The 13,044-nt window shown below is 61.3% G+C and carries 10 protein-coding genes; all 10 read left to right on the forward strand.

Annotated elements, in window-relative coordinates; translation table 11 throughout:
* Positions 1–10 precede the first annotated feature (10 nt).
* The 10 genes from F6R97_RS15315 to F6R97_RS15360 all read left to right on the forward strand — a co-directional run bounded on the left by F6R97_RS15315 (position 11) and on the right by F6R97_RS15360 (position 13,041).
* Positions 11–1,528: a sigma-54 interaction domain-containing protein gene (locus F6R97_RS15315; protein ID WP_050681677.1), complete on the forward strand. Its 1,518-nt coding sequence runs from the start codon at positions 11–13 to the stop codon at positions 1,526–1,528.
* A gap of 93 nt (positions 1,529–1,621) precedes the next feature.
* A complete protein-coding gene (locus tag F6R97_RS15320; RefSeq protein WP_008150087.1) occupies positions 1,622–1,762 on the forward strand; it encodes a hypothetical protein in 141 nt (46 codons plus the stop codon).
* Between the two features lie 17 nt (positions 1,763–1,779).
* A complete protein-coding gene (tagH, locus tag F6R97_RS15325) occupies positions 1,780–2,976 on the forward strand; it encodes a type VI secretion system-associated FHA domain protein TagH (protein ID WP_038980686.1) in 1,197 nt (398 codons plus the stop codon).
* Positions 2,977–2,981: 5 nt separating this feature from the next.
* On the forward strand, positions 2,982–3,482 hold the full coding sequence (gene tssJ, locus F6R97_RS15330) for a type VI secretion system lipoprotein TssJ (RefSeq protein WP_038980687.1): 501 nt from the start codon (positions 2,982–2,984) through the stop codon (positions 3,480–3,482).
* 2 nt (positions 3,483–3,484) lie between these two features.
* The gene (gene tssK / locus F6R97_RS15335) at positions 3,485–4,816 is read left to right on the forward strand and encodes a type VI secretion system baseplate subunit TssK (protein ID WP_007894604.1); all 1,332 of its coding nucleotides are present in this window, start codon (positions 3,485–3,487) and stop codon (positions 4,814–4,816) included.
* 5 nt (positions 4,817–4,821) lie between these two features.
* Entirely contained in the window at positions 4,822–5,697 is an 876-nt protein-coding gene (gene icmH, locus F6R97_RS15340; RefSeq protein ID WP_038980689.1) for a type IVB secretion system protein IcmH/DotU, read from the forward strand.
* Between the two features lie 13 nt (positions 5,698–5,710).
* Positions 5,711–9,235, forward strand: a complete 3,525-nt coding sequence (tssM, locus tag F6R97_RS15345) for a type VI secretion system membrane subunit TssM (protein ID WP_315866770.1) — start codon at positions 5,711–5,713, stop codon at positions 9,233–9,235.
* Positions 9,235–9,963, forward strand: a complete 729-nt coding sequence (locus F6R97_RS15350) for a PP2C family protein-serine/threonine phosphatase (RefSeq protein WP_038980693.1) — start codon at positions 9,235–9,237, stop codon at positions 9,961–9,963. Before tssM ends, F6R97_RS15350 begins: the two co-directional genes overlap by 1 nt.
* Positions 9,960–10,976 carry a serine/threonine-protein kinase gene (locus F6R97_RS15355; protein ID WP_315866771.1) on the forward strand — a complete coding sequence of 339 codons (1,017 nt, stop codon included), beginning with the start codon at positions 9,960–9,962 and terminating at the stop codon, positions 10,974–10,976. Before F6R97_RS15350 ends, F6R97_RS15355 begins: the two co-directional genes overlap by 4 nt.
* Before the next feature lie 28 nt (positions 10,977–11,004).
* Entirely contained in the window at positions 11,005–13,041 is a 2,037-nt protein-coding gene (locus tag F6R97_RS15360; RefSeq protein ID WP_315866772.1) for a type VI secretion system tip protein VgrG, read from the forward strand.
* Positions 13,042–13,044: the final 3 nt, after the last annotated feature.

Genomic DNA, 13,044 nt, shown 5'->3' on the forward strand with positions numbered 1-13,044 from the left:
GGTGGGTGTGATGTTCACTCAAGTGCCGCAACCGCTGGTCTATGCCGAAGCCTTGCTGGCGCAGTTCGCCAGCCTGTCGCGCGCGGCGGACGGTGCTGCGCTGCTGGGTGACTTCGTGCGCGGTTTGGCCGAGCTCAGCGGTTGCGAGCTGACGCAGCTGTACCTGCTGGACGCGACCCACACCTGCCTGGGAATGAACGCCGAATGCCTGAACGGCATTCTGCAACCCCGGGAAGGGGCGAGCCTGCCGGCGGATTACAACGGTGAACAACTGCTGCAATTCGCCCTGTGCCAGAACCGCGTGGTGAGCCTCAGCGAGCTGAGCGGCAGCCTGCACGAAACGAGTTTCCTGCCGCTCCAGGCCACGCCTTGGCAGTCGCTGTTGTGCGTGCCGTTGGTTAATCAGCAAAAGGCTGTCGAAGGTTTGCTGCTGTGCGCCAGTCGCCGGCATATCGACCTGCAAGGCTTTGCCGATTCCCTCGGTCAACTGGGCTCGTTCGTGCTCGGCCAATTGCACTTGCTGCAGCGTTTGCGTCAGCCGACCGGCAATACACGGCCGACTCCGGTCAACGTCCCGAGCGCCAGCGGTTATGGCCTGATCGGCAAGAGCTCGGCGATGCGGCAGACCTATTCGCTGATCAGTAAAGTTTTGCACAGCCCTTACACCGTGCTGCTGCGCGGCGAGACCGGCACCGGTAAGGAAGTGGTCGCGCGGGCGATTCACGACTGCGGCCCGCGACGTTCCCAGGCGTTCATCGTGCAGAACTGCGCGGCGTTCCCTGAAAACCTGTTGGAAAGCGAGCTGTTCGGCTACCGCAAAGGTGCTTTCACCGGCGCCGACCGCGACCGTGCCGGGCTGTTCGACGCAGCCAATGGCGGCACCTTGTTGCTCGATGAAATCGGCGACATGCCGTTGTCGCTGCAAGCCAAATTGCTGCGCGTGTTGCAGGAAGGCGAGATCCGTCCGCTGGGTTCTAACGACACCCACAAGATTGACGTGCGCATCATCGCTGCGACGCACCGGGATTTGTCGGTGCTGGTCAGCGAAGGCAAATTCCGCGAGGACTTGTACTACCGCCTCGCGCAATTCCCGATCGAGTTGCCGGCCCTGCGTCAGCGCGAAGGCGACATCCTCGACCTGGCCCGGCACTTCGCCGACAAGGCGTGCGCGTTTCTGCAACGGGATGCGGTGCGTTGGTCCGACGCGGCGCTGGATCACCTGTCCGGTTATGCCTTCCCCGGCAACGTGCGCGAACTCAAAGGTCTGGTCGAGCGCGCGGTATTGCTGTGCGAAGGCGGCGAGTTGCTGGCCGAGCATTTCTCCCTGCGCATGGAAGCCATGCCGGAAGACAGCAGCCTGAACCTGCGCGAACGCCTGGAGCAGGTTGAACGCAGCCTGCTGCTCGACTGCCTGCGCAAAAACGACGGCAACCAGACCCTCGCCGCCCGCGAACTCGGGTTGCCGCGCCGCACGCTGCTGTATCGCCTTGGTCGCCTGAATATCAATTTGGGTGACTTCGGTGGGTAGGCAAAAGACCGTCGATTTCACCTCATTCGCTTCTAACAGCGCCACCCAAACGGGTCGGCGCTTTGTGCTTTGTCTATCCCTGGAGACCCTCTGATGTCTGTTCGTCACTGGCAAGCCGTCCTGCTGACCCTCGTCGTTCTATGCGGCCTCGGCGGCTGTAGCGGCAACTACAAATACAACGACAACACCTATCGCCCATTGGGTGATCCGCAGGCGGTCAATCGCGGCAAGTGACCGCAAGGAGTATCACCATGGAACTGGTTTTCGAAATGCTGAACACCAAGCAGTTCGTGCCCACGGATTTGTGCCAGAAGACCTTCAAGCAGGCCGGTGGCGTGATCGGCCGGGGCGAGGATTGCGACTGGATCATCCCCGACCGCAAGCGTCACCTGTCCAACCACCACGCGGTGATCAGCTACCGCGAAGGCACGTTTTTCCTGACCGATACCAGCAGTAACGGTGTTCAGGACGGCGAAAGCGGCGCGCGCCTGCGCAAGGGCGAGCCGATGCGCATCGAGCACGGCAGCATTTATGTGCTGGGTGACTTCGAGATCCGTGCGCGACTGGTGCGCGACCCGGCGACGTTCGACGGTGAAGTGGGCCGTCCACGGGCGGCGGGCAGCATCATTCCGGATGATGCTTTCCTCGATCTCGATCCGCTCAACGCCCTCGAACAGCAAGAGCGCGTGTACTCGGAAATCGACGAACTGATTTCCCCGAGCACCACGATCGAAGACACCCGTCAGCGTGCCGACTACGCGCGCATCGACATGGAAAGCCTGATGGTCCCGGAGCTGATCGATGCCCCGGCAGAGCCTGCACCAGCCCCTCCGCCGAAAGCGGTCGAACGTCAGAGCGAAGGTTTCTGGGAGCACTTCGGTGCCGCCCTCGGCGTGGATCTCAAAGGCCTCGACCACGACGCCCGCGAAGCCCTGGCCCTGAACGCCGCGCGCCTGCTCAAGCAGAGCGTCGGCGGTTTGCAGCAGAGCCTGCGTACCCGCAGTGAACTGAAAAACGAACTGCGCCTGGCCCAGACCACCGTGCAAGGCAACCACAAGAATCCACTGAAATTCGCCGTCGATGCCGGTGAAGCGCTGGGCATTTTGTTGCAGGGCAACAAGCCGGGCCAGTTGCCGGCGGAGCAAGCGATCTCCCGTGCGTTCCGCGATTTGCAGGCGCATCAGGTGGCGTTGCTGACCGCCAGCCGCGCCGCCGTTCGCGGCACCCTGGAACACTTCTCGCCACAACAGTTGACCCTGCGCTTTGAGCGCGATAGCAAGCCGCTGCTCGCCACCTCCGGCAGTCGCTGGAGAGCCTATGGGCGTTATCACCAGGCCCTGCGTCAGGACGATGACTGGAGCGAACGCCTGCTGGCCCGCGACTTTGCCCAGGCCTACGAAGAACAGATCCGCCTGATTTCCACCCTTCACACCGACCACCAAGGATGATGCGCATGTCTCGCTGCTCGACCGCTTTTTTCAAGACGCTGACTGCGCTCACTGCCCTCGTGCTGTTGGCCGGTTGCTCGTCGCTGTCGCCGTATTCCACCGTGACCAAGCTCAACCTGAAGCTGACCGCCAGCGATCAGCTGAACCCGGACCTCAACGGTCGTCCGTCGCCGATTGTTGTGCGCCTGTTGGAGCTCAAGCACCCGGTGACTTTCGAGAACGCTGATTTCTTCAGCCTCTACGAGCGCGCCAAGGAATCCCTGGTCCCGGACCTGGTGGCCAGCGAAGAACTCGAGCTGCGCCCGGGTGAAACCATCGAGCTCAAGCTCAGCGTGGAGGAGGGTAGCCGTTACGTCGGCGTACTCGCGGCCTACCGTGACCTGCCGGAAACCAAATGGCGCTACACCGTGCAAATCACTCCGCTGGAAGTCACCGTGGCTGACCTGACCCTCGATCAGGCCGGCATCCGCAATACCCATGAAACGCTCGCCAAGGCGGATGACTGATCATGAATTCCCATAAAGTCATTTGGCAGGAAGGCATGCTGCTGCGTCCGCAGCACTTCCAGCACAACGATCGTTACTACGACCACCAGATGAAGACCCGTACCCAGTTGCTGGGCAGCTACATCTGGGGCTTCCTCAACCTGGAAATCGACTTGCAGTTCCTCAACATGGGCAAACTGGTGATCAGCCAAGCCTCGGGGATTCTGCCGGACGGCAGCCTTTTCGAACTCGGCGGCAACACTGAGCCGTTGGCCCTGGACGTGCCGCCGAACACTGGCAACACGCCGATTTATCTGGCGCTGCCACTGGTGACCGGTAACCACATCGAGTCTCGCCGCCCGGAGCAGTCCGACGTGCTGGCGCGCTACACCGCGTACGACGCGGAAGTCGCCGACTCCAACGCCGGCGACGACTCCGCCAGCCAGGTCAGCTGCGGTCGTCCGGACTTCAAACTGTTGCTCGGTGAGCAGCAGAGCGACCAGGCCTACGTGAAGCTGAAAATCTGCGAAGTGCTCGACACCACGCCCGATGGCGTGATCAGCCTCGACCCCGACTTCGTGCCGACCTACATTCAAGCGCATTCGTCCAGCTACCTGCTGTCGTGCCTCAAAGAAGTCATCAGCATGCTCGGCCACCGGGGCGATACCATTGCCGAGCGGATCAGCTCCAACGGCAAGGTCGGTGGCGCGGAAATCGGCGACTTCATGATGCTGCAACTGATCAACCGCACCGAAATGCTGCTGCGCCATTACCTCGGCCTGGAACAGGTTCACCCGGAAGAGTTGTACCGCACGCTGCTGACCATGCTCGGTGATCTGGCGACGTTTTCCAGCGAGAGCAAACGCCCGCGCCTGGACAGCCGTTACCAGCACAGCGACCAGGGCGCGAGTTTCCGCAAACTGATGGAAGCGATTCGTCAGGTGCTGTCGATGGTGCTCGAACAGCACGCCATCGAACTGGTGCTGCAAGCGCGTCAGTACGGGATCATCGTGTCGCCGTTGCACGACCACAAACTGCTGGGTTCGGCCTCGTTCGTGCTGGCGGCCAGTGCCAACTGCGACTCCGAAGAACTGCGCCATCGCTTGCCGGCGCACCTCAAGGTCGGCCCGGTGGAGCGCATTCGCCAACTGGTCAACCTGCATCTGCCAGGCATCAAGGTCAAACCGTTGCCGGTGGCCCCACGGCAGATCGCGTTCCACTCCAACAAAACCTATTTCATCCTCGAACTCAGTTCCGAAGACCTGGCGCAACTCGAGCGCTCCGGCGGCTTCGCGTTCCACGTGTCCGGCGAATTCGCCGAGCTTGAACTGAAATTCTGGGCCATCAGGAACTGACCGACATGATCAAGGACATGGAATACAACCAGGACGACAAAACCGTCCTGCTCGACCGTCAGGGCCACGGCCCGGCGTCGAGTCCGCTGACTGACTTCGCTGCACCTCCGCGTTTCGAACAGCTGGAAGAGCGGATGATCTACGCCGCGCGTTTGCGCCCGGCCGAAGCCTTCAACATCAGCCTCAATTCGCTGGTGGCAGCGGCGTCCGAGCTGCTGTCGGAAGTGGTGCGCCTCAAGCACAGCGATACCCGCGAAGACCTGTACGCGCTCAACGAGCGGCTGACCGCCGGGCTGAAGCTGTTTGAAGTACGGGCGCTGCACAACGGCGCCGAAAGCAGCCAGGTGATGGCCGCGCGTTACGTGCTGTGCACCGTGGTCGACGAAGCTGTCGTCACCACGCCGTGGGGCAACGAAAGCGAGTGGTCGCAAATGAGCCTGCTCAGCAGCTTCCACAACGAAACCTTCGGTGGCGAGAAGTTCTTCCAGCTGCTGGATCGCCTGTCGAAAAACCCGGTCAAGCACCTGCCGATGCTGGAGCTGATGTACCTGTGCCTGTCCCTCGGTTTCGAAGGCAAGTACCGGGTGCAAGCGCGCGGCATGCTTGAACTCGAAGGCATCCGCGACGCCTTGTATCGGCAGATTCGTCAACTGCGTGGCGACGTGCCGCGTGAGTTGTCGCCGCATTGGGAAGGCCTGAACGATCAGCGTCGCAGCCTGGTGCGCATCGTGCCGGCGTGGATGGTGGTGCTGTTCACTGTGGTCTGCCTGGTGGTGATGTATTCGGGTTTTGCCTGGGTGCTGGGCGAGCAACGCGAAACCGTTCTGCAACCTTATCAGCAGCTAGAACCGACCGCGGTTAAGCCGCAGTCGCAGCCGTAAACAGGGACGTGTGATGAAAAAGTTTTTCAAGAAAGTTGGCGCATTCCTGCGCCAGACCTGGGTCTGGACCTTGCTGCTGGTGCTGTTCGTCGCGCTGCTGGTGTGGTTCGTCGGGCCGCTGTTGGCGGTAAATGACTACAAGTTCTGGGAAGGTTCGACCTCCCGTCTGCTGACGATCAGTGTGCTGTTCCTGATCTGGGGCCTGACCATGGTCTTCGTCAGCTGGCGCGCCGGTGTGCGCAAAAAGGCTGTGGAAGAAACTGAAGATGGCCAGGACCGTATTCGTCGTGATGAGCTGATCGACGAAGAGCAGAAAGAGCTTCGCGTACGCTTCAAGGATGCGTTGAAAACCCTGAAGACCTCGAGCCTGTATCGCGGTCGCAGCGAACGCTGGCGCAGCGATTTGCCGTGGTACTTGCTGATTGGCCCGCAGGGCAGCGGCAAGACCAGCCTGCTGGACTTCTCGGGCCTTGAGTTTCCGATCAACAAGATCGACCGCAAACTCACCCGCGACACCCTCGGCACCCGGCATTGCGACTGGTACTTTGCCGACCACGGCGTGTTGATCGACACCGCCGGGCGTTACCTGACCCAACCGGATGCCGAAGTCGATGGCAGCGCCTGGAGCACCTTGCTCGACCTGCTGCGCAAGCGTCGCCGCAACCGTCCGTTGAACGGCGTGCTGGTGACCATCCCGGTGGAAATGCTGCTGGGCAACACCGAGCAAGACCTCGACACCCTGGCCCGCCAGGTGCGTGCGCGTCTGCAAGACGTGCATCAGAAACTCCATGTCGACGTGCCGATTTATCTAGTGTTGAGCAAGGCCGATCGCCTGCTCGGTTTCGACGAATTCTTCGATCAACTGACCCGCGAAGAAAGCGACCAGGTACTCGGCACCAGTTTCCGCAAAGAGCAGAGCGGCACTGACGTGGCCGTGCTGCGCGCCGAGTTCGAAGAGCTGCTGCGTCGCCTGAACAGCCAGGTGATCATGCGCATGCACCAGGAGCGTGACACCCAACGCCGTGGCCGCATCCTCGACTTCCCGCATCAACTGGGGCAGATCGGCGAGCGCCTGTGCCTGTTCGTCGACATGGCGTTCACCGGCAACCGCTACCAGCGTGTCAGCCAGTTGCGCGGTTTCTACCTGACCAGCGCACCGCACTTGACTCAAGAGATGGACCAGACCACCGCCGGCATCGGCGCGAACCTGGGCATGAACGCTGGCATGCTGCCGACCCTGCGCAGTGGCCGTTCGCGGTTTATTCACCATTTGCTCAGCCGAGTGATTTTCCCCGAGGCCGATCTGGCCGGTCTGGACAAGCGCGAACGCAGCCGCATCCATTGGGGCCAACGTGCCCTGTACGTGGGCGCACTGGCGGCACTGGCGCTGTTCGGCATGTTGTGGGCTGGTGGTTTCTCGGCCAACTACGAGCGTCTGGAAAACCTGCGTAACCTGGCACAAAACTGGAATCAGCAACGCTCGGCCCTGACTGCGCGTGATGATTCGATGGCGGTACTCAAGACCCTCGACACCCGTTACGCGGCAACGCAGGTCTTCCCGCAAAAAGGTGACGTGTCGTACCACGAACGCGGTGGCCTGTACCAAGGCGAAGACGTCAATCCAGTGGTCAAGAGCGCCTACGAGCGTGAACTTGAAGCGCAACTGCTGCCACGGGTTGCAACGCTGCTGGAAGGCCAGATCCGCGCCAACATGAAGGACCGCGAACGCCTGCTCAACAGCCTGCGTGCGTACCTGATGCTGAACATGAAAGATCGCCGCGATGCTACGTGGCTCAAGGATTGGGTCGCCACTGACTGGTCCCTGCGTTATGCCGGCAACACAGCGGTGCAGAACGGCTTGAACACCCACTTCGAACGTTTGCTCAAGCAGCCGTTTATCTACCCGCTGAACGATCAACTGGTAGCGCAGGCGCGTCAGGTTTTGCGCAGCGAGTCGCTGGCCAACGTGGTTTACCGGATGCTGCGCGAGCAGGCTCGCAATCTGCCGGAATACCGTTTCAGCCAACACTTGGGCCCACAGGGTGCGCTGTTTGTCGGCACCGATTACGTGATCCCGGGGTTCTACACCCAACAGGGTTATCAGCAGTACTTCTCGGTCCAGGGCACTGCACTGGTCACCGACATCCTGCGTGACAACTGGGTGCTGGGCGAAGGTTCGGGCATCAGCGGCATGGACTTGCGTCGCCTGATGGTCGAACTGGAGCAGCTGTACTTCCGAGACTACGCCAACTTCTGGAGCGAAGCGGTCGGCCAGGTGGCATTGCCACCGATCAACGACGCCGGTGAAGGCGCCGAGCAACTGGCGGGCCTGACTTCGGCTAACTCCCCGGTGCTGCAGCTGCTGGTGGAAGTGCGCGAGAACACCCGTTTCCAGGTCATCGCAGACAGCGCTGATGAAGCCGCTGAAGCGGCTGACAAGCTGGGTGAGAAGGGTGGCAAGTTGGGTAAGCTCGCTGCGGCCGCCGCGGACAAAGCGTCGGACATGGCGAAGAACTTGCCGGACACCGCAAAGAAATCCCTGCAACGTCGCTTCGAACCACTGCACCGTTTGCTGGATGACAACAACGGCCCGGCCGCTGATTTGACCCCGGCCCTGACAGCACTCAACGACCTGCAACTGCAACTGTCGAGCCTGGCCCGCGCCAGCGCGCCGGAGCAGGCTGCATTCGAAATGGCCAAGACCCGCATGAGCGGCCAGCGTGATGCGCTGAGCAACTTGCGCAACGCGTCGAACCGTTTGCCGCGTCCGGTCAGCGTGTGGTTCAACGTGCTGGCTGAAGACACCTGGCGTCTGGTGCTCAACGATTCCTACCAGTACCTGAACCAGCGTTATCAGAGCGAGCTGTACAGCTTTTACGGCAAGGCGATCAACAAGCGTTACCCGTTCAGTGCCCACAGCACCAGCGACGTCGCGATCAGCGACTTCCGCGAGTTCTTCAAGGCCCAGGGCATTGCCGATCGCTTCTTCGAGAACTACATGCGTCCGTTCGTGAGTGGCGATCCAGGCAACTACCGCCTGCGCAGCGTTGACGGTCACAGCATGCCGATCTCCAAGGTTTACCTCGACCAGATGGCCGCGGCACAAGTGATCCGCCAGAGCTTCTTCTCGATCAACCCGGCCGAGCCGCAAGTGCAGTTCAAACTGGAGCCGTACACCCTCGACCCGGCCGTCAGCCGTTCCGAGTTCAAGTTCGGCGACAAGACCATTGAATACCGTCACGGCCCGATCGTGCCGGTGTCGTTCAAATGGCCGACCGACGCTGAAGACGGTCGCACCAGCCTGGTCCTCGACAAAATGGCCGGCCGCCCGATCGGTATCGAAAAGAACACCGGCCCATGGTCGCTGTTCCGTCTGTTCGACCTGATGCAGACCGAGTACCTGACCGGTCGCGATGTGCTTGTGCTGAAAGCTGACGTGGGTGGCCTGCGCGCCAACTACTTGCTGTCGAGCCAGCGCACGCCGAACCCGTTTGACATGGGCGTACTGCGTACTTTCCGTATGCCGGTGCAGCTCTGATGCAGGTTGCCAGTCCCTGGCGCAGCGCTGCGCGTACCGACCCGGGCAAGGTTCGGGCGCGCAACGAAGATGCTTTTCTCGACTGTCCCCAGCAGGGGCTGTGGGTGGTCGCGGACGGCATGGGCGGTCATCAGGGTGGCGACATCGCCAGCCAGTTGATCGTCGCCAGCCTGGCGGAACTGCCGGTGCAGGACGACTTCGACGAACGACTCAAAGGTATTCGCCAGTGCCTGCACTGGCTCAACCGCCGCTTGGGTCAGGAGTTGACTGTCACCGCCGGGCGCCACGACAGCATTATGGGCAGCACCGTGGTGGCGCTGCTGGTGGAAGGCAATCGTGCGGCCTGCATCTGGGCCGGCGACAGCCGCTGCTACCTGTGGCGCGGCCAGCGTTTGTATCAACTGTCCAAGGACCATTCGCTGCAACAGCAACTGATCGACGAGCAGAACATGAGCGTCGAGCAAGCCCAGGCTCACCCTGCCGCCCACGCCCTGACCCGTGCGGTCGGGGCTGCCGAGCAGCTGACCCTGGATGTGCTCGAACTCGAGGTCTATCCCGGCGATGCATTTCTGTTGTGCAGTGACGGTTTGTATCAAGGGCTGAGCAGCGATGCCCTGGGTAACGCCTTGAGCCTGACCGCGCCGCACGTTGCGCTGGAGCGTCTGTTCGACGGCGCTCTGCGTGGTTCGGCCCGGGACAATCTGACTGCCGTGGTGATCCGCCAATGACTGAATTCATGCCACCGATCGACGACCTGCTGGTGACCGAGGAAGAAGCCAATAACCTGACTTACTTTGCGTTCGCCAAGCCTTTAAACGGAAAGCCGCATGTGGCCGAGCCTGCGCTGGCGCCAACCCGGGCCAGCGTCGGTGCGCTGCCCGACGTGCTCGCAGGCCGTTACCGCATCGAGCGCCTGCTCGGTGCCGGTGGCATGGGCGCGGTTTACCGTGCACGGGATCTGCTGCACGAACAGTTCGGCGATCCCGACCCTTACATCGCGCTGAAAATCCTCAGCGAAGAATTTGCCGAATCGCCGGACGCCAGCGCCTTGCTCTACAGCGAGTTCGCCCTGACCCGACGACTGCGCCACAACAACGTGCTGCGACCGCACACCTTTGAAGTGGACACCGACTGCCAGCGCGCCTTCATCACCATGGAACTCATGCGTGGGCTGACCCTGGACAAATTACTCTGCGAGCGCCCCTTGGGCCTGCCGTGGAAAGAACTGCGCGACATCGCGCTGCCGCTGCTCGACGCGCTGGCCTACGCCCACGCTCGCGGCGTGCTGCACGGCGACATGAAGCCGAGCAACGTCATGCTCAGCGAAGAAGGCGTGCGCCTGTTCGACTTCGGCCTCGGCCAGGCGGAAGAGGGCATCCTGCCCGGCCTGCCGCACCTGAGCCGTAACCGCTTCAACGCCTGGACCCCCGGCTACGCCGCCCCCGAACTGCTCGAAGGCCAGCCGCTGTCGGCCAGCGCGGACGTGTACGGCGTGGCCTGCGTGATTTACGAACTGGCGGGCGGCAAACACCCGTTCCGCCGCTTGCCGTCGACCGAGGCCCGCGACGGACGCCTCGAGCGCGAGCTGCACGCCCCTAGAAATCTACCCAAACACTGCTGGCCAGCCCTGCGAAAGGCGCTGGCTTTCGATGCGGCAGATCGAACGATCACTGCCGCCCAACTGCGTGACGCTATGGGCGCCACATCGTCTTGGCTGCAACGTCTGCGACTCCGGGCGTAACGGATGACTACCGAACAGGGAGCAAACAATGTTTAACCCTTCCAACGAAACGCATTTCAGCCTCACAGTCGAAGACTATGCCGGCGACCTGCAAGTGCTGTCGTTCACCGGCACCGAAGGCATCAGCCAGCCGTATCGCTTCGACCTCGAACTGGTCAGCGAAAACCCGGACCTGGACCTGGAAAAGCTCCTGCACAAACAGGCGTTCCTCGCATTCGACCCAAAGGGTTCCGGCATCCACGGCCAGATCTACCGCGTCGCCCAAGGTGATGCCGGCAAGCGTCTGACCCGCTACAAAATCTCCCTCGTGCCACAGCTGCAATACCTGCATCACCGCACCAATCAGCGCATCTACCAGCAGATGTCGGCGCCGAAAATCATCGCCCTGATCCTCGAAGAACACGGCATCAAAGGCAACGCCTACAAATTCCAGTTGAGCCAGCCGTGCCCGGACCGCGACTACTGCGTGCAATACGACGAAACCGACCTGCACTTCGTCCAGCGCCTGTGTGAGGAGGAAGGCATTCACTACCACTTCCAGCACACCTCCAAAGGTCATTTACTGGTATTCGGTGACGATCAAACGGTGTTCCCGAAACTCGGCCAGCCCACTGCTTATGTGCAAGGCAGCGGCATGGTCGCCGACGAGCCAGTGATCAAAGGCTTCAAACTGCGCCTGGAAACCCGCACCAGTCGGACTACCCGCCGCGACTACGACTTTGAAAAACCGCGCCTGCAATTGGAAGCTGCCTATAAACCTGATGTTCAGAGCCAAGAGCCGGACCTCGAAGACTACGACTACCCGGGCCGCTTCCTCGACCGCGCGCGCGGCAAATTCCTCAGCCAACGCGCCCTCGAACGCCACCGCGCCGACTACCAGCAAGCCGAAGGCCATGGCGACCAGACCACCCTCGTCAGCGGCCACTTCCTGGAAATCTCCGACCACCCGCGCACCGAGTGGAACGACCTCTGGCTGCTCACCGAAGTCGTCCACGAAGGCAAACAGCCGCAAGTGCTCGAAGAAGGCGTGACCAGCGACACCACCGACTACAAAGACGACTTCCACCAGGGCTACCGCAACCGCTTCCTCGCCACCCCATGGGCCGTGTTCTACCGCCCGGCCCTGGAACACCCGAAACCCCGCGTCCTCGGCAGCCAGACCGCCATGGTCACCGGCCCCAAAGGCGAAGAAATCCACTGCGATCAATACGGCCGCATCAAAGTGCAATTCCACTGGGACCGCGAAGGTTTGGCTGATGACAAAACCAGCTGCTGGATGCGCGTTTCTTCGAGTTGGGCCGGGGATCGGTATGGCGCCATTGCCATTCCGCGGATTGGTATGGAAGTGTTGGTGACCTTCCTTGAAGGGGATCCTGACCAGCCATTGGTGACTGGGTGCCTTTACCACAAGGAAAACCAGGTTCCTTACGACCTGCCGGCGAACAAGACTCGCACTGTGTTCAAAACCCTCAGCTCACCGGGGGGCGGTGGGTTTAATGAACTGCGGATTGAAGACAAGAAGGGGGCGGAGCAGATCTTCATTCATGCTCAGCGGGATTGGGATGAAAACATCGAGCACGATCAGAAGATTCGGGTGGGGAATGAACGCCACGATACCGTTGAGAAGAACACTTACACCGAGCTGAAGGCTGAGGAGCATCGCACCACGATTGCTGATCGCAAGAGTGAAGTGCGGGTGGATGATCATCTGACGATTGGGCAGAACCAGCATGTGAAGCTGGGGACTGCGCAGCTGACCAGCGCTGGGAAAGAGATTCATCTTAAGGCTGGGGACAAGATTGTTATCGAAGCTGGGATGGAGCTTACGGTTAAAGCCGGTGGGAGTTTTATCAAGCTGGATGCGGGTGGGGTTACCGTGGTTGGGCCGGTGGTGAAGATTAATGCCGGTGGGTCGGCAGGCTCGGGGACCGGGATCGGGATTAAGCCGCCCGTGTTGCCGGGGGCTGCGGATAAGGATAAGGCGGGGAGTTTGATGGATCAGGCGTTGGGGAATGCGGTGCCTGAGAAGGTTAAACCGAAGGCTTTTTTTGTGTTTTCTGAGTGATGA

The organism is Pseudomonas sp. JV414 (assembly GCF_032424305.1).
Classification (GTDB): domain Bacteria; phylum Pseudomonadota; class Gammaproteobacteria; order Pseudomonadales; family Pseudomonadaceae; genus Aquipseudomonas; species Aquipseudomonas lini.